Source organism: Gordonia sp. C13, from assembly GCF_023218005.1.
Taxonomy (GTDB): Bacteria; Actinomycetota; Actinomycetes; order Mycobacteriales; family Mycobacteriaceae; genus Gordonia; species Gordonia namibiensis.
This window is the reverse complement of record NZ_JALPSY010000001.1, coordinates 203,311-220,742: the sequence shown is the minus strand read 5'-3', so window position 1 is coordinate 220,742 and position 17,432 is coordinate 203,311. Positions and strand designations below refer to the sequence as shown.

General features: G+C 69.1%; 19 protein-coding genes. All 19 read left to right on the top strand.

Translation table 11 applies throughout. From position 1 onward, the window contains the following. Window positions 1–7 precede the first annotated feature (7 nt). The 19 genes from pgsA to M1L58_RS00910 all read left to right on the top strand — a co-directional run bounded on the left by pgsA (window position 8) and on the right by M1L58_RS00910 (window position 17,390). Window positions 8–700 carry a phosphatidylinositol phosphate synthase gene (gene pgsA, locus M1L58_RS01000; protein WP_248657514.1) on the top strand — a complete coding sequence of 231 codons (693 nt, stop codon included), beginning with the start codon at window positions 8–10 and terminating at the stop codon, window positions 698–700. Next, window positions 697–1,623: a phosphatidylinositol mannoside acyltransferase gene (locus tag M1L58_RS00995; protein ID WP_248657513.1), complete on the top strand. Its 927-nt coding sequence runs from the start codon at window positions 697–699 to the stop codon at window positions 1,621–1,623. Before pgsA ends, M1L58_RS00995 begins: the two co-directional genes overlap by 4 nt. Then, window positions 1,620–2,744 (top strand): glycosyltransferase family 4 protein, encoded by a 1,125-nt coding sequence (locus M1L58_RS00990; protein ID WP_248657512.1) that lies wholly within the window; start codon window positions 1,620–1,622, stop codon window positions 2,742–2,744. The genes M1L58_RS00995 and M1L58_RS00990 overlap by 4 nt, the downstream gene beginning before the upstream one ends. Then, window positions 2,744–3,232: a hypothetical protein gene (locus M1L58_RS00985; RefSeq protein WP_006866376.1), complete on the top strand. Its 489-nt coding sequence runs from the start codon at window positions 2,744–2,746 to the stop codon at window positions 3,230–3,232. The genes M1L58_RS00990 and M1L58_RS00985 overlap by 1 nt, the downstream gene beginning before the upstream one ends. Before the next feature lie 113 nt (window positions 3,233–3,345). Further along, the gene (gene pdxS / locus M1L58_RS00980) at window positions 3,346–4,257 is read left to right on the top strand and encodes a pyridoxal 5'-phosphate synthase lyase subunit PdxS (RefSeq protein WP_308221777.1); all 912 of its coding nucleotides are present in this window, start codon (window positions 3,346–3,348) and stop codon (window positions 4,255–4,257) included. Window positions 4,258–4,354: 97 nt separating this feature from the next. Continuing rightward, window positions 4,355–5,221, top strand: a complete 867-nt coding sequence (locus tag M1L58_RS00975) for a PP2C family protein-serine/threonine phosphatase (RefSeq protein WP_006866375.1) — start codon at window positions 4,355–4,357, stop codon at window positions 5,219–5,221. 13 nt (window positions 5,222–5,234) lie between these two features. Beyond that, a complete protein-coding gene (locus tag M1L58_RS00970; RefSeq protein WP_204718183.1) occupies window positions 5,235–6,005 on the top strand; it encodes a hypothetical protein in 771 nt (256 codons plus the stop codon). A gap of 157 nt (window positions 6,006–6,162) precedes the next feature. Next, window positions 6,163–6,642 (top strand): helix-turn-helix transcriptional regulator, encoded by a 480-nt coding sequence (locus M1L58_RS00965; RefSeq protein ID WP_204718184.1) that lies wholly within the window; start codon window positions 6,163–6,165, stop codon window positions 6,640–6,642. Between the two features lie 45 nt (window positions 6,643–6,687). Next, entirely contained in the window at window positions 6,688–7,542 is an 855-nt protein-coding gene (locus M1L58_RS00960) for an acyl-CoA thioesterase (protein ID WP_006866372.1), read from the top strand. After that, window positions 7,539–8,159, top strand: a complete 621-nt coding sequence (gene pdxT, locus M1L58_RS00955) for a pyridoxal 5'-phosphate synthase glutaminase subunit PdxT (protein ID WP_248657511.1) — start codon at window positions 7,539–7,541, stop codon at window positions 8,157–8,159. Before M1L58_RS00960 ends, pdxT begins: the two co-directional genes overlap by 4 nt. Before the next feature lie 144 nt (window positions 8,160–8,303). After that, window positions 8,304–9,059 (top strand): YebC/PmpR family DNA-binding transcriptional regulator, encoded by a 756-nt coding sequence (locus M1L58_RS00950; RefSeq protein WP_040535889.1) that lies wholly within the window; start codon window positions 8,304–8,306, stop codon window positions 9,057–9,059. Between the two features lie 108 nt (window positions 9,060–9,167). Continuing rightward, the gene (gene ruvC, locus M1L58_RS00945) at window positions 9,168–9,737 is read left to right on the top strand and encodes a crossover junction endodeoxyribonuclease RuvC (RefSeq protein ID WP_248657699.1); all 570 of its coding nucleotides are present in this window, start codon (window positions 9,168–9,170) and stop codon (window positions 9,735–9,737) included. Next, on the top strand, window positions 9,734–10,327 hold the full coding sequence (ruvA, locus tag M1L58_RS00940) for a Holliday junction branch migration protein RuvA (RefSeq protein ID WP_248657510.1): 594 nt from the start codon (window positions 9,734–9,736) through the stop codon (window positions 10,325–10,327). Before ruvC ends, ruvA begins: the two co-directional genes overlap by 4 nt. Next, entirely contained in the window at window positions 10,327–11,415 is a 1,089-nt protein-coding gene (gene ruvB, locus M1L58_RS00935; RefSeq protein WP_006866367.1) for a Holliday junction branch migration DNA helicase RuvB, read from the top strand. Before ruvA ends, ruvB begins: the two co-directional genes overlap by 1 nt. A 176-nt stretch (window positions 11,416–11,591) precedes the next feature. Then, the gene (yajC, locus tag M1L58_RS00930; protein ID WP_006866366.1) at window positions 11,592–11,978 is read left to right on the top strand and encodes a preprotein translocase subunit YajC; all 387 of its coding nucleotides are present in this window, start codon (window positions 11,592–11,594) and stop codon (window positions 11,976–11,978) included. Window positions 11,979–12,168: 190 nt separating this feature from the next. Further along, window positions 12,169–13,857, top strand: coding sequence for a protein translocase subunit SecD (secD, locus tag M1L58_RS00925; protein ID WP_006866365.1), 1,689 nt, complete (start codon window positions 12,169–12,171; stop codon window positions 13,855–13,857). Then, on the top strand, window positions 13,854–15,059 hold the full coding sequence (gene secF, locus M1L58_RS00920) for a protein translocase subunit SecF (RefSeq protein ID WP_248657509.1): 1,206 nt from the start codon (window positions 13,854–13,856) through the stop codon (window positions 15,057–15,059). Before secD ends, secF begins: the two co-directional genes overlap by 4 nt. A 10-nt stretch (window positions 15,060–15,069) precedes the next feature. Then, window positions 15,070–16,785: an ABC transporter substrate-binding protein gene (locus tag M1L58_RS00915; protein ID WP_248657508.1), complete on the top strand. Its 1,716-nt coding sequence runs from the start codon at window positions 15,070–15,072 to the stop codon at window positions 16,783–16,785. A 29-nt stretch (window positions 16,786–16,814) separates the two neighbouring features. Further along, window positions 16,815–17,390 (top strand): adenine phosphoribosyltransferase, encoded by a 576-nt coding sequence (locus tag M1L58_RS00910; RefSeq protein WP_248657698.1) that lies wholly within the window; start codon window positions 16,815–16,817, stop codon window positions 17,388–17,390. Window positions 17,391–17,432 lie beyond the last annotated feature (42 nt).

Below are 17,432 nucleotides of genomic sequence, written 5' to 3'. Positions count from 1 at the left end.
CTCGCGGATGCTGAGCATTCTGGGTCGGGCGTCGGTCTCCAAGGTGACGTTGCCGATGGGGCGGGCGCTGCTGCGCACCGGCCTCACGCCGGACAGCATGACCGTGATCGGGACCGTGGCGAGCGTGGCGGCCGCGCTCACCTTGTTCCCGATAGGCTACCTGTTCGCGGGCACCCTGGTCATCTGGCTGTTCGTCATGTTCGACATGCTCGACGGTGCGATGGCCCGCGCCCGGGGCGGCGGGACCCGCTTCGGTGCGGTGCTCGACGCCACCTGTGACCGCATCGCCGACGGCGCGATCTTCGCCGGCCTCGTGTGGTGGTGCACCGTCACCGAACCCCACCGCCTGCTCCTGATCGCGACCCTGATCTGCCTGGTCACCTCGCAGGTGATCTCGTACGCGAAGGCCCGCGCCGAGGCCAGCGGCCTCTACGGCGACGGCGGACTCATCGAACGCCCCGACCGGCTCATCATCGTGCTCGTCGGTACCGGTCTGACCGGTCTCGGCCTGCCGTGGGCGGTCCACGTGGCCATGTGGCTGCTCGCCGTCGGCAGCGTGATCACCGTCGGCCAGCGCATGTGGTCGATCTCGAACTCGCCGGGTGCGCGCGACCTGATCCCGCTGAAGGCAGAACCCGAGTCCACCGACTCCGACCCTGCCGACCCCGACGGCCCGACACCGCCCGCCGAGTCGCGATGACCGACATCGCCGCACTCGCCGCCGACCTGGGGTACCGGGCCGGCTGGGCGGCGGTGCGGTACGCGCCCGAGCGTGCCGCCCGCACCGTGTTCGACCGCGCCGCGGGGCTCGCCGGACGCCGCAACGGCGGTCCGGAACAGTTGCGCCGCAACCTGGCCCGCGTGATCGGGGTCGCCGACCCCGCCGACGTGCCCGACGAACTGGTCGCGGATGCGGTGCGTTCCTATGCGCGGTACTGGTGCGAGGCCTTCCGGCTGCCCGCCCAGGACCGTGCGACGGTGGCGTCGACCGGGAACCTGCCCGAGGCCGACCACGCCCGACTCGACGCCGCGGTGTCGCGCGGCAAGGGTGTGGTGCTGGCCCTGCCGCACACCGGTAACTGGGACATGGCCGGCGTTTGGCTGGTCCAGCACTACGGGAAGTTCGCGACGGTCGCCGAACGGCTCAAGCCGGAGTCGCTGTTCAACCGGTTCGTCGAGTACCGCGAGTCGCTGGGTTTCGAGATCTTCCCGCTCAGCGGTGGTGAACAGCCGCCGTTCGGAGTGCTCGCCGATCGTCTGCGGGCCGGCGGCATCGTCTGCCTGCTGGGGGAGCGCGATCTCGCCCGCCATGGCGTCCCGGTCACCTTCTTCGGTGAACGGACCCGGATGCCGGCCGGATCGGCGCGGCTGGCGATCGAGACCGGGGCAGCCCTGTTCCCGGCCCACCACTGGTTCGAGGAGGCGCCGTACTCGTCGATGAGCGTCGGCGAGGAGATCGATGTGTCCGGCGGTGTGGAGGCGGCCACCCAGGCGCTCGCCGACGCGTTCGCCGCGAACATCGCCGCACATCCCGCCGACTGGCACATGCTGCAACCACTCTGGGAAGCCGACTGGACCGATCGGCAGAAGGCACGGATGAACGGGACCGGGGGAGCTGCATGAGAATCGGGATGATCTGCCCTTATTCGTTCGACGTCCCCGGCGGTGTGCAGGCGCACGTCACCGAACTCGCGCACGTCTTCATCGACCGCGGCCACGAGGTCAGCGTCCTCGCCCCGGCGTCGCGCCGCACCGAACTGCCCGAGTACGTCGTGCGTGCCGGGCCCTCGCTGGCCATCCCGTACAACGGTTCGGTGTCGCGGGTGAACTTCAGCCCGAAAGGCTATCTGCGACTGCGTCGTTGGATCGCCGAGAACGGTTTCGACGTGCTGCACGTCCACGAACCCAACTCGCCGTCGATCTCGATGCTCTCGCTGATGGTGGCCTCCGGCCCGATCGTCACGACCTTCCACACCGCGACGTCGAAGTCGCTGTGGCTCAGTGCTTTTCAAGGCATCCTGCGCCCGTACCACGAACGGATCGCCGGCAAGATCGCCGTTTCCGAGCTCGCGCGGCGCTGGCAGATGGAGTCGCTGGGCTCCGATGCCGTGGAGATCCCCAACGGCATCAACGTCGCCGGCTTCGCCAACGCCAAGCCGCTCGACGGCTACCCGCACCCTGGCGGCACGATCCTGTTCCTCGGCCGCTTCGACGAACCCCGCAAGGGCATCGACATCCTGATGCGCGCGCTGCCGTCCGTGGTGGAGAAGTTCCCGGATGTGCGCGTCCTCGTCGTCGGCGGCGGCAACCAGGCCGCCCTGCGCCGGCGCGCGGGAACCCTCGCCGATCACCTCGTCTTCCTGGGGCAGGTCGACGACGCCACCAAGGCGCGCGCACTGGCCTCCGCCGACGTCTACTGCGCCCCCAACCTCGGCGGCGAGAGCTTCGGCATCGTCCTCGTCGAGGCGATGGCCGCCGGGGCCGCGGTGATCGCCAGCTCGCTGAACGCCTTCCGGCGCGTCCTCGACGACGGCCGGGCGGGCAAGCTCGTCGACACCGGTTCGCCGGATCAGCTCGCGTCGGGCATCATCTCGCTGCTCTCCGACGACGCGGCGCGCGAGCAGCTCGTCGCCCGGGGACGTGTGCGCGCCGACAAGTACGACTGGTCCCGCGTGGCCGATCAGATCCTCCGCGTCTACGACACCGTGACCGTCGGTGCCGGCCCGGTGGTGGTGTCGGACTGATGGCGACCTGGATCGTCCTCGGGATCGTCGCGGTCCTGCTGGCCGTCGGCTGGGCCTACCACACCGCCAATCGCCTCGACCGCCTCAACGTGCGCGTCGACCTCGCCCGGCAGTCCCTCTACGCAGGTCTCGACCGGCGCGCCGTCGTCGTGCGGGCGATCGCCGCGGAACTGCCGGGTTCTGAGCTGACCGCACTGGCCGACCGCGCCGAACGAGCAGCGCCCGAGGCACGCGAGGACGCCGAGAACGCACTGTCGTCGGCATTGGCCCGCACCGACGCCTCCGGCCGGTCTCCGGCGCTGGTCATCGAGCTCGCCGACGCCGAGACGCGGGTGATGATGGCCCGACGCTTCTACAACGACGCGGTGCGCGATACCCGCGCCCTCGCCGAGCGGCGACTGGTCCGGTGGTTGCGACTGGGCGGCCACGCGTCGCCGCCGACGTACTTCGAGATCATCGAGCGTGTCACGCCGGGCCAGGGCGAGTGATCCTGGTACCAGGGCGTTTCACGGGCTGACCTAGACTGGTCCCACGCTGCCGCGGGGTCCGCCGAAGGGGGATCGGCTGCGGCACGCCGAGACAGCGACATGAGGAGAAATCAGTGAGTCACAACGGCGCGACCGTTCCCGAGGTCGGACAGGGCACTGCCCGGGTCAAGCGGGGAATGGCCGAAATGCTCAAGGGCGGCGTGATCATGGATGTGGTCACCCCCGAGCAGGCGAAGATCGCCGAGGACGCCGGCGCGGTGGCCGTGATGGCTCTCGAGCGCGTGCCCGCCGACATCCGCGCCCAGGGCGGCGTCTCGCGGATGAGCGATCCGGACATGATCGACGGCATCATCTCCGCCGTCTCGATCCCGGTCATGGCCAAGGCACGTATCGGTCACTTCGTCGAGGCGCAGATCCTGCAGAGCCTGGGCGTGGACTACGTCGACGAGTCCGAGGTGCTGACCCCGGCCGACTACGCCAACCACATCGACAAGTGGGCGTTCACCGTGCCGTTCGTGTGCGGTGCGACCAACCTGGGTGAGGCGCTGCGCCGGATCACCGAGGGTGCGGCGATGATCCGCTCCAAGGGCGAGGCCGGCACCGGTGACGTGTCCAACGCCACCACCCACATGCGCAAGATCCGCGATGAGATCCGTCGCCTCACCTCGCTGCCCAAGGACGAGTTGTACGTGGCGGCAAAGGAACTGCAGGCTCCCTACGATCTGGTGGTCGAGGTCGCCGAGGCCGGCAAGCTGCCGGTGACCCTGTTCACCGCCGGCGGCATCGCCACCCCGGCCGACGCCGCGATGATGATGCAGCTCGGCGCCGAGGGTGTGTTCGTGGGTTCGGGGATCTTCAAGTCCGGCAACCCGGCTCAGCGTGCGGCCGCCATCGTGCAGGCCACCACCTTCCACGACGACCCCGACGTGCTGGCCAAGGTCTCGCGCGGACTGGGCGAGGCGATGGTCGGCATCAACGTCGACGACATCCCGCAGCCGCACCGCCTGGCCGAGCGCGGCTGGTGACCCCGACCGCCGGAACGCCCTCCGTTCAACACGCCGAGACCGAACAGTCGACATGCGTAGCGAGCCGGGGGTGTTCCGGCGGTAGGATCTGCTGATCATGGATGCGGCGACCATCGTTCGGGATGCCTCGGTCTCGGGCACACACATCGTGGGTGAATTGCGGCTCGAGTGGTCGGCGGCGTGCAACGTCGGCCGGGTCCGCGAGACCAACGAGGATGCCGCACTTGCACTGCCCGGCATGTACCTCATCGCCGACGGCATGGGCGGGCACGACAGCGGCGAACTCGCCAGCGAGGCCGCACTGCTCACCCTCTCCGAGGCGACGAGCGCCGGCGAACTGAACGCCACCAAGGTGCAGCTCGACGACCTGCTGGTCGCGGCGCAGCGCCGCATCGGCCAGATCGATACCGAGACCGACCGTCGGGCGGGAACCACCGCCACCGGCGCCGTGCTGGTCACCCACGAGCAGAGCCCGCACTGGCTGGTCCTCAACATCGGCGACTCGCGCACCTACCGATACCAGAACGGTTCGCTGCAGCAGCTGACCACCGATCACTCGCAGGTCCAGGAGTTCATCGACGCGGGCTTCCTGACGCCCGAACAGGCGCGAACCGACCCACGGCGCAACGTCATCACCCGTGCCCTCGGTGCCGGCATGGTCGATCCCGTCCCGGACTTCTTCAACACCCCGGCCTTCCCGGGCGATGTCCTGCTCCTCTGTACCGACGGGCTCACCGGTGAGCTGCCCGACGAGGAGATCGGCGACATCCTCGCCAACGCGTCGAGCTCCGAAGAGGCGGCCGAACGTCTCGTCGACGCGGCGCTCGCACTCGGCGCCCACGACAACGTCACCGTCATCGTGGTGACCGTGCACGAGTCGGTTCCGACCCTGACGATGCCTGCTCTCGACGGCGCCGCCGAGGGGGAGTCCACCGACGAGGCGACGGTCTCCGACCCCAACTGATCGAGGTGATCTGATGAACACAGGTCACGATCCCTCGGTCCACGACCCCGCCGGCGCCGCCGACACCGGACTCGACGACGCAGCAACGTATGTCGAATACTGCGGCGAACGCACCGCTCTCGACGCCGGCCGGCGCTTCTTCATCGGTCGCGAGGCCGATCTGTCGATCGACGACAACCCTTATCTCCACCGCCGATTCCTGGTGGTGCACAACGAGAACGGCCTGTGGTGGCTGACCAACCTCGGCACCCACCTGTCCGCGAGCGTGTCGGCCGGCGACGTCGGCTTCTCGGCCACCCTCGGCCCGGGCGCACGCATGCCGCTGGTGTTCGGTGAGACCACCATCGTGTTCACCGCCGGTCCCACCACCTACGAGCTCAGTGTGTTCGCCCGTGCGCCGCAGGTGAAGTCGGTGACCCGCCCCGAGTTCAGCGGCGGCCACACGACCCAGGGCGTGCCGACCCTGACCGAGAGTCAGAAGCTGCTGATCGTCGTACTGGCGGAGGAGATCCTGCGCCGTGAGGGGACCGGCGCCTCGTCGATCCCGTCGTCGGCCCAGGCCGCTCGACGCCTCGGCTGGCCGCTGACCAAGTTCAATCGCAAGCTCGACAACGTCTGCGACAAGCTCGATCAGCTCGGCGTCAGCGGGATGCGCGGCGGTGGCGGCAAACTCGCCAGCAACCGCCGGACCAAGCTCGTCGAGTACGCGGTGTCCTCACGCATCGTGACCCGCGAGGACCTGCCGCTGATCGACGCGGAGGCCGCGCGGAACGCGGCGAGCTGACCGATCCTCTGACCTGCGGTTACGGCATGGGTAGTTCTCCCCATACGGTGGGGAGTTCTCCCCATCGACAGGGGCGGGGAACGCCCATAATCTTCATCTCATCGCCGGAGAGACCCGGCACCGACCACCCGGTTCGATGAGTGAAGAGGAAGCACACATGACTGCGATCGCCCACCAGGCCCCCCAGCACCTGCGCCAGATCAACGCTCGACGCGATGCCGAGGCGCAGGCCCGCCGCCAGGAGGCACTGGCCCGTCTCGCGGCCCGCCGGATGCCGCTCCCCGGACAGGTCTCCCGCCAGAACCAGCCCGGCCTCGGCCACCGCGCCGGGCACCCGCACCTGCACCGCGCCAATTCGCCCATGCCGGCGCCCGAGACCGCGGTGACCGCCGAGGTGTCCACGGGTCGCGCGAAGCCGAATCTCACCTCCCGCGAGGTCGAGGTGCTGCGTACCTGGATGCTCGTCGACTCCAAGCCCGCCGTCGCCCAGGAGCTCTACATCTCCCTCGGTACGGTCAACACGCACCTGACCCGCATCCGCGCCAAGTACGCCGAGATCGGTCGCCCGGCTCCCACCAAGGCCTCGCTGGTGGCCCGCGCCATCCAGGACGGGATCATGACGCTCGACGAGCTGTAGAGGCTGACGTCCGGAACGGTTGCCACGTGCGGGATACTGGACCGCGTGGCAGCCATCGAGGACATACTCCAGGTCGAGCAGATCGAGACCGACATCTACCGGGGTGGTGCTTTCCCCAGCCACCTCCAGCGCACCTTCGGGGGACAGGTCGCCGGCCAGGCGCTGATGTCGGCGACGCGGACGGTCGACGCGGACCATTACGTCCACTCGCTGCACGGATACTTCCTGCGACCCGGCGATCCCGACATCCCGGCGGTGTTCCTCGTCGACCGGATCCGCGACGGGCGGTCGTTCGTCACCCGGCGGGTCACCGGCATCCAGCACGGCGAGGCGATCTTCACGATGTCGGCGTCGTTCCACGTCCGGACCGACCAGGGCTATGAGCACCAGGACCGCATGCCGCCGGTGCCCGAACCCGAGGAACTCACCGACCGCCTCGATGAGCTCGGCGAGGAAGAGCGCGCGGTGTTCAAGGAATGGCGTAACTTCGACCTCCGCATCGTGCCGCCGGAGAAGATGGTCACCTCCCCGTATCTCGCTGCGCAGCAACGGGTCTGGTTCCGGTACCGACACCCGTTGCCCGACGACACGGTGTTCCACGTGGGGACACTCGCCTACATGAGCGACATGACGCTGCTCGGGTCGTCGCGCGTGCCGCACCCCGAGTCCAATCCCCAGGTCGCCTCCCTCGACCATGCGATGTGGTTCATGCGCCCGTTCCGCGCCGACGACTGGCTGCTCTACGACCAGACGTCGCCGTCCGCGGACGGGGGTCGTGCCCTGACCCAAGGTCGCATCTTCGACCGGCAGGGACGCATGGTCGCGGCGGTCACGCAGGAGGGACTCGCCCGCACCGGACGCCAGATGCCCGAGGACCAGCACGCCCGGACCGATCGGTGAGCGCCGGATCGCGACCGCGGATCGGGGTTCTCGCACTTCAGGGTGACGTGCGCGAACACATCCACGCCCTCGAGGCCAGTGGTGCCGACGCGCTGCCCATCCGCAGGCAGTCCGAGCTCGACGAGATCGACGGCATCGTCATCCCCGGCGGGGAGTCGACGACGATGAGCAAGCTGCTCGGCATCTTCGACCTGTTCGACCCGCTCGTCGAGCGGCTCTCCGACGGGCTGCCCGCCTACGGGTCCTGCGCGGGCATGATCATGCTCGCCTCCACGATCCTCGACACCCGCCCCGACGCCCGCCACCTCGACGCACTCGACATCACGGTGCGGCGCAACGCCTTCGGCCGTCAGGTGGAGAGTTTCGAGACCGATCTCGACTTCGCCGGCATCACCGATCGGGCCGGTTCACAGCCGATGCGGGCGGTCTTCATCCGGGCACCCTGGGTGGAATCGATCTCACCGGATGTCGAGGTTCTCGCCCGGGTCCCGGAGGGGCCGGCCGAGGGGCGGATCGTCGCGGTCCGCCAGGGAAGTGTGCTCGCGACGTCGTTCCATCCGGAGGTCACCGGCGACCGACGCGTACATGAATACTTCGTGGAGATGGTGCGTCGGTAAGATCGTGCCGAACCAGCGACAGTGCAAGCGCCTGCGGCAGCAGTCGGCAGGCTTGAGGATCGCCGGATGCGGGGCCACGGGCCCGGCATGCGTGCCGCGGGCATCCACCCGCCGCGCACCGGCACCGGGAAAGGATGCGACGACATGAGCGGCCATTCCAAATGGGCCACCACCAAGCACAAGAAGGCGGTCATCGACGCCAAGCGCGGCAAGATGTTCGCCAAGCTGATCAAGAACATCGAGGTGGCCGCACGAACCGGCGGTGGTGACCCGGCCGGAAACCCAACCCTCTTCGACGCCATCCAGAAGGCGAAGAAGTCGTCGGTGCCCAACGACAACATCGAACGCGCCCGCAAGCGCGGCGGTGGTGAAGAGGCGGGCGGCGCCGACTGGCAGACCATCATGTACGAGGGCTACGGCCCCAACGGCGTGGCGATCCTGATCGAGTGCCTCACCGACAACCGCAACCGTGCGGCCGGCGAGGTCCGCACCGCGATGACGCGCAACGGCGGCAACATGGCCGATCCGGGCTCGGTCTCGTACCTGTTCACCCGCAAGGGCGTCGTCACCCTCGAGAAGAACGGCCAGTCCGAGGACGACATCCTGATGGCCGTGCTCGACGCCGGTGCCGAAGAGGTCACCGACCTCGGCGACACCTTCGAGATCATCAGCGAGCCGACGGACCTGGTCGCGGTGCGCACCGCCCTGCAGGAGGCCGGTATCGACTACGACTCCGCCGAGGCCAGCTTCCGCGCATCGGTGGAGGTCGCCGTCGACGCCGAGGGTGCGCGCAAGGTGTTCAAGCTGATCGACGCACTCGAGGACTCCGACGACGTGCAGAACGTCTACAGCAACGTCGACATCAGCGACGAGGTCCTCGCCGAGCTCGAGAACGACTGATCGTCATCGCCCTCGCGAGGGCGTGTTGATCATCGGAGTTGTCCGCCCACCCGGATAGGATCTCGAACAACTGTTCGTAACATTGTTCGGATGCCTGGGAGGGTACGAGTGCGCGTCATGGGCGTCGATCCGGGTCTCACCCGGTGCGGCATCGCGCTGGTGGAGTCGGGTCGCGGCAGGTCGGTGACCGCACTCGACGTGGACGTCGTGCGCACGCCGAGCGACATGGACCTGGCCGAGCGTCTGCTGGCCGTCTACACCTCGGCGTGTCACTGGCTCGACGTCCACCAGCCCGATGCGGTCGCGATCGAGCGGGTCTTCGCGCAGAATCAGGTGTCGACCGCGATGGGCACCGCGCAGGCCGGTGGCGTGATCGCGCTCGCCGCCAGCCAGCGCGACGTCCCGGTGCGTTTTCACACGCCCTCGGAGGTCAAAGCCGCCGTCACCGGCAGCGGCCGGGCCGACAAGGCACAGGTCACCGCGATGGTCACCCGCATCCTCGGCATGCAGACCAAGCCCAAGCCCGCCGACGCCGCCGACGCGCTGGCGATCGCCATCTGTCACTGCTGGCGCGGGCCCATGATGGAGCGCATGACGGCCGCGCAGAAACAGGCCGACGCGGCCGCCGCGAAGCATCGTAAGCGGCTGGCCCAGGCACGAGAGGGGAGTCGCGCATGATCGCGTCAGTCCGCGGTCCGGTTCTCGAGATCGCCCTCGATCACGCCGTGATCGACTGTGCGGGAGTCGGTTACCGGGTTCTGGCGACCCCGGTCACGCTGTCCCGGCTGCGTCGCGGCGACGAGGCGACGCTGTTGACGTCGATGATCGTCCGCGAGGATTCGATGACGCTCTACGGGTTCACCGAACCCGACGCCCGCGCGCTGTTCGCACTGCTGCAGACGGTCACCGGCGTCGGCCCGCGGCTGGCGATGGCGACCCTCGCGGTCCTCGAACCCGACGCGCTGCGTCGTGCACTGGCCGACTCCGACACCAAGGCGCTGACGTCGGTGCCCGGCATCGGCAAACGGGTCGCCGAACGGCTCTGCGTCGAACTCCGCGACAAGGTGGACCGCCCTACCGCCGACACGGCCACCGGCAGCGTCCCCGCCGGCGGAATCCGCGAGCAGGTCGCCGAGGCACTCGTCGGACTCGGCTTCACCGCCGCCCCCACCGAGAAGGCGGTCACCGCGGTCCTCGCCGAGAACCCCGACGCCGACGCCTCGACCGTGCTCCGCCGGTCACTGGCGATGCTGGGCAAGGCCTCGTGATGACCGGCGATCCCGACGACCTCGAGGATCGCGAGGTCAGCGCCACGCCGGTCCGGTCCGACGGCGATCTCGACGCCGGCCTGCGCCCGCGCTCGCTGGCCGACTTCATCGGCCAGCCGCGGGTCTGCGAACAGCTCGAACTCGTCCTCCACGGGGCCAAGGGCCGCGGCGGGACCCCTGATCACATACTGCTGTCCGGCCCGCCGGGACTCGGCAAGACCTCGCTGGCCATGATCATCGCCTCGGAGATGGGCGCGGCGATCCGGGTGACATCGGGTCCGGCACTCGAACGCGCCGGGGACCTCGCCGCCATGCTGTCGAATCTCGTCGAGGGCGACGTCCTGTTCATCGACGAGATCCACCGCATCGCCCGGCCCGCCGAGGAGATGCTGTACCTCGCGATGGAGGACTTCCGTGTCGATGTCGTGGTCGGCAAAGGCCCGGGCGCCACGTCCATCCCACTCGACGTCGCCCCGTTCACCCTGGTCGGTGCCACCACCCGTTCGGGATCGCTGACCGGCCCGCTGCGCGACCGCTTCGGGTTCACCGCGCACATGGAGTTCTACGATCCGGCCGAACTCGTCCGGGTGCTCAACCGTTCCGCGGGCATCCTCGGCATGGAGCTGCGGCTCGACGCCTCCGAGGAGATCGCACGGCGGTCGCGTGGGACGCCCCGAATCGCCAACCGTCTGCTCCGCCGGGTCCGCGATTACGCCGAGGTCCGCGGTGACGGCTCGATCACCGTCGACGTCGCTCGTGCCGCCCTCAAGGTCTACGACGTGGACGAACTCGGCTTCGACCGACTCGACCGCGCCGTCCTCGACGCCCTGATCCGCGCGTTCGGCGGGGGACCGGTCGGGGTGTCGACGCTCGCGGTGGCGGTGGGCGAGGAGCCCGCGACCGTCGAAGAGGTCTGCGAGCCGTTCCTGGTCCGGGCCGGGATGATCGCCCGCACCCCACGTGGACGCGTCGCCACCGCGGCCGCGTGGCATCACCTCGGGCTGACACCGCCCGCCGGCGCGATGAACGCGTCCTTCGGCGCCCGCCCCCGCGACATCGGGGGCGAGTCCCTGTTCGACGAACTCTGACCCGATCCGTGCCGCGAACCCCCGTGTGACGCGGCGCACCACCTGCGGGGATGCCTACACAGGTGGACGTGGCACACTGTGTGGAGCACAGCGTGGCCACATGACGCCTCTCGCCGATCGGCGCGGGGTGGTGGTGCACGCGGTACAACCCGAAACAAAAGGACTGACTCTCACCCATGGACGCTCTGCTCTTCCCCCTCTTGCTGGCTCTCCTCGCCGGCTTCATGTTCTTGTCGATGCGGAAGCAGAAGAAGCGCGCGGCCGAGATGCAGGACATGCAGGCCTCGGTGTCGACGGGTACCCGCATCCAGCTGACCTCGGGCCTGTTCGGCACCGTTATCGACGCGGCGTCGTCCGACTACGTCGACGTGGAGATCGCCACCGGTGTGGTCACTCGCTGGAACCGTCTCGCGATCATGCGCGTCATCCCCACCGACGAGGCCGCCGCGACCTACCCGGGCCACACCGCGCCGGAGGCCGACTACACCGACTACGCCGACGACTCGGACTCGGTCAGCCTCGACAAGCCGTCGTCCGACGACGCGCGCGACACCGACAAGTAATCCCGGAGCAGCGCCGCGCCGTCGACCGGCGTGGCGCCTCCTGCCCACCTCCCGCGCATCCTGTCTTGCCGAGGTCTGCGTGCCCCCGCTGTGCTGAACAGCGTGTGCGCGCAGACCTTTCGGAGTCGGTGGGTCATGCGGTCCGAGCGCCCTCGGCCGGTTGACGTTCCCAAAGGAGACCTGAACAGCTGTGACAAGTCCTCGTTCGACCGCGAAGGCGGCCAAGTCCGCCGGCAAGCGGTCGCGACCGAGTCGAGAGATCCCGCCGTGGCGTCCGCTCGTGGCCTTCCTCGCTCTGCTCGCCGTCGTGTACGGGTTGATCTACTTCACTGGTCCCAAGACGCTCGAACCCAAACTGGGCATCGACCTGCAGGGCGGAACCCGGGTGACGCTGACCGCGCGCACCGAGGACGGCAAGGAACCGACCCGCCAACAGCTCGATCAGGCCAAGCAGATCATCGAGCAGCGTGTGAACGGTCTCGGTGTCTCCGGATCCGAGGTCGTCGTCACCGGCAACAACCTCGTGATCACGGTGCCCGGTGAGGACGGCGCACAGGCCAAGTCGCTGAGCCAGACCGCGCGTCTGTACGTGCGGCCGGTCGTCGGCGCCACGGCGGCGACCCCGCAGCCGCCGAAGCCGGAGGACCAGGACGAGGACCAGGCCGACGGGATGCCCACCGAGGTGGCCGCGGCGGCGATCGCCGAACAGCGCAAGATCCGTCAGGCTCCGGGCGACGCCAAACAGGAGCAACTGGTCCCGCTGCAGGAGCAGATGGCGAAGATGGACTGCTCGCCGACCGCCAACGACCCACTGCGCGGCAACGATCTGCCCGATCAGTACCTGGTGGCGTGTTCCACCGACGGCAAGGAGGTCTACCTCCTCGGTCCGCAGATCATCGACGGCCGCGACATCAAGGACGCGTCGGCCGGCACCGATCCGCAGACCGGCGAATGGGTCGTCACCCTCGAGTTCAAGGGCAAGGCCGCAGACTTCTGGCCCAAGTACACCGCCCAGGAAGCGCCCAACCGCACGCAGACCGCGTTCACCCTCGACTCGGCCGTCGTCTCCGCGCCGGCCATCAACGAGCCGATCCCGGGCGGCCAGACCCGCATCAGCGGCAGCAGCGCCGACCCGTTCACCGAGAAGTCGTCCAACGAGCTCGCCAACGTGCTGAAGTACGGCTCGCTGCCGCTGTCGTTCAACGCCTCCGACGCCGAAACCGTCTCGGCCACACTGGGTCTCTCGTCGCTCAAGGCAGGCCTCCTCGCCGGTGCGATCGGCCTCGTCGCGGTGCTGATCTACGCACTGGCCTACTACCGGATGCTCGGCATCCTGACGACGCTGTCGCTGGTCCTCGCCGGCGCGATGGTCTACGGCATCATCGTCCTGCTCGGCCGCTGGATCGGGTTCACCCTCGACCTCGCGGGCATCGCCGGTCTGATCATCGGTATCGGTATGACCGCGGACTCGTTCGTCGTCTACTTCGAACGCATCAAGGACGAGATGCGTGAGGGTCGGAGCTTCCGCTCGGCCGTGCCACGCGGTTGGGCGAGTGCCCGTCGCACCATCTGGTCGGGTAACGCGGTGAGCTTCATCGCCGCCGCGGTCATCTACATCCTGGCGATCGGTGAGGTGCGCGGCTTCGCGTTCACCCTCGGACTCACCACCATCCTCGACGTCATGGTCGTGTTCCTGGTGACCCACCCGCTGGTGGTCTACGCGAGCCGGTCGTCGTTCCTGTCCAAGCCGAGCGTCAACGGCCTCGGTGCGGTCAGCGAGGTGGCCCGCGAGCGCAAGGTCGCGGCCCGCCGCCAGGCCGAGGCCGCCGAAGCAGCCCGTGCCGACGCGTCCACCAGCGAGAAGGGGACTGTGCGATGACCCGTCCGGACAACCCGAACAAGGACTCGCGGGAGCCCGGCGACACCGCGGTCATCGAGCCGCCGTCACCGTCGACCGGCACCGACGCAGACTTCGTCTCCGACACCAAACGCGGCTTCTTCGCCCGTCTCTACACCGGTACCGGTGCCTTCGAGATCGTCGGCAAGCGGAAGACCTGGTACATCGTCACCGCCGCCATCATGCTGATCTGCCTGGCGTCGATCGCGATCCGGGGCTTCACCTTCGGCATCGACTTCGAAGGCGGCACCCAGATGTCGGTGCCGGTCGCCTCATCGGAGATCACCGCCGACTCCGTCGAGAAGGTCGTCACCGAGGCGCTCGGCGAGGAGCCCGAATCGGTCCAGACCGCCGGCGCCGGCAACAGCGCCACCGTGCAGGTGCGCACCGAGACCCTCGACCTGGCCCAGGCCGAGGCCGTGACCCGTGCGCTCACCGAGGAATTCGGTCCGGAATTGACGGCCTCCGAGGTCAGCATCTCCGACGTGAGCTCCACCTGGGGGCGCGAGATCACCGAGAAGATGGTCATCGCGCTCGCGGTGTTCCTCGTCATCGTGTTCGTCTACATCGCGGTCCGGTTCGACCGGGAGATGTCGATCGCGGCCATGGCGTCGCTGTTCTTCGACATCGTCGCCACCGCGGGCGTCTACTCGCTGGTCGGCTGGGAGGTCACCCCGGCCACCGTCATCGGTCTGCTGACCATCCTCGGCTTCTCGCTCTACGACACGGTCGTCGTGTTCGACAAGGTGCAGGAGAACACCCGCTCGGTGCTGCAGACCTCGCGCCGGACCTATGGCGAGCAGGCCAACCTCGCGGTCAACCAGACGCTGATGCGGTCGATCAACACGACCATCATCTCGGTCCTGCCGATCATCGCGCTGATGGTCGTGGCCGTCTGGCTGCTCGGCGTCGGCACGCTGAAGGACCTGGGTCTGATCCAGCTCGTCGGCGTCGTGGTCGGCACGTACTCCTCCATCTTCTTGGCCGCGCCGCTGCTGGTGACGCTGAAGGAACGCCGCGAGGACGTCGCCCGGCACACCACCAAGGTGCTGAACCGTCGCGCCGGGATCGAGTCGGGCGTGGCGCCGAGCGCCGACGCCCGGCCGGTGCGCCGCCGTCGTGGCACGGCCGACACGGACGACGCCGAACGGGTACCGACCGGCAAACGCCGTCGCAACCGTTAGTCTCACCCACGTGATCGTCAGGCACCGGGAGTTCATCAGGGTCCTGAGCCTGCTCGTCGGGATCGTCACGGGCGCCGGCGTCCTGACGGCCTGCGGCGACGACGGGCCACCGACCATCGACTACGTGGTCGACGCCCACGTGACCAGCTACAACGCGAACACCGTCGACGGGAACGCCGACGGCGTGCTCATGGCCACCAGCCGTCTGCTGCCGGGTTTCAGCCTGCTCGGACCTCAGGGGCAGGTCATCCCGGACCGCGACGTCGGGACCGTGACCCGGATCCCGGGACGCGCACCGGCGTTGCGGTACGAGTTCACGCCCGAGGCGGCCTTCACCGACGAGGTCGCGCTCGACTGCGACGACCTGATGCTGGCGTGGGCGGCGATGAGTGGACGTTTCCCGGGGTTCACGCCGGCGACGACCGCCGGGTACCGCGACATCGAGAAGGTGGAGTGCGCGCCCGGCGAGAAGTCGGCGACGGTCACGTTCGCGCCGGGACGTGAGTACCGCAACTGGCTGTCGTTGTTCGGCGCGGGCACCCTGCTCCCGGCGCACATCGTGGCCCGCGAAGCCGGGCTCGCCAACGTCGTCGACCCGATCCGTGCGAAGGACCGCGGCGCGCTTGCCCGTATCGCGACGGCCTGGAACACCGGCTTCGACCTGACGTTCGGACCGGTCGATCACGCCCGGTTCCCGGCGTCCGGGCCGTACCGCATCGACCGTTATTCGCGGTCGGGCGGACTGGTCCTGGTCGCCAACGAATCGTGGTGGGGGGACAAGCCCGAGACCTCACGCATCGTGATCTGGGGTCGGGGAACCGATTCGACGCGCCGCCTGCCCGACGGCAAGTTCGACATCGTCGACGTCACCGCGGGCATCGTCGAGGGCGACCTCGCCGGGACGTCCGGACCCGAGGGGCCGCCGTCACCCGCCCGGGCGATCGGTGTGGAACAGATCGTGCTCGCCGGCAAGGGCGTCTTCGGGGACGTTCGGATGCGCCAGGCGTTCGCCTCGTGCGTGCCGCGCGCCGACCTCGCCCGCGACTTCTCCGGTGGCGCCGCCGTCTGGAATCTGCGCGTCCTCGCACCCGCCGACAACCTCGCCGGCCCGATGAACCCCGAGTTCGGCCGTGCCTACCAGACTCCCGACCTCGAGCGGGCGCGGAACCTGCTGCGCGCCGCGACCGGTCAGGGTGCAGGGGACGGGACCACGACCACCGCGGGTCTGCAGCCGCGGCGCGTCCGCATCGGTTACGTGGCGCCGACCCTGCGCTGGCAGCAGATGGTCGCGGCGATCGCGGCGTCGTGCCGGGAGGCCGGCTTCGTCGTCGAGGATGTCGCCACACCCGACGTCCAGCCCGGCTCGCTGGGCAAGGACGTCGACGCGGTGATCATGGCCAGCGGCGACTCCTTCGCCGCAGCCGGCGCCGCTGACCCGAGCCGGGACGCCTACTCGTTGCGCGGCGGCGACCCGCTGAACCTCTCCGGGACGCGGGACCCGCAGGTGAGTCGCGGCATCGACCAGTTCGCGGTCACCGTGTCCGAATCCGACCGGCTGCGGCTGGCCCGGTCGATCGAGAACGCGAGCTGGTCGTCGATGCCGTCGATACCCCTGTTCGCCTCGCCGCGCATCCGGCAGTGGAAGGATCAGGTGGGTGGTGTCGTCGCGGGACTCAGTCGCGCAGGCACCGGATGGAACATGGATCGATGGACGATCAGCAAGTGACGGTGCAGACAAGTGGCAGGGGAGTTCTGATGGGCGGCGTGGTACCGGAACGGACCGCGGAGGCGGTAACACGTGCCCAGAAGGCGATCGCCCGGCACACCCGACTCGTCGACGACTTCCCGAGCCCCGGGATCGCCTTCAAGGACCTGACCCCGGTGCTCGCCGATGCCGAGGGGTTGTCGGCGATCGTCACCGCGCTGACGCACGGCTGTACCGAGATCGACCTCGTCGCCGGCATCGACGCCCGCGGCTTTCTCCTCGGCGGTGCGGTCGCCCGTGAGCTCGAGGTCGGGGTCCTCGCGGTGCGCAAGGGCGGCAAGTTGCCGCCGCCGGTGCACGCGGTCACCTACAGCCTCGAGTACGGCTCGGCGACGCTGGAGATCCCCGCCGACGGCCTCGACCTGACCGGGCAGCGTGTGCTGCTCGTCGACGACGTCCTGGCCACCGGTGGTACCGCGGTCGCCGCGGCGGATCTGCTCAACCGGACCGGTGCGCGCGTGGCCGGGGTCGCGGTCATCATGGAGCTCGTCGGCCTCGGCGGCCGGGACACGATCGCCCGTGGACTCGGTCCGGACGTACCCGTCCACTCGGTGGCGCTGGACTGACCGTCGGGGATCTAGACTCGAAAAGACCACGACACGCGGAGG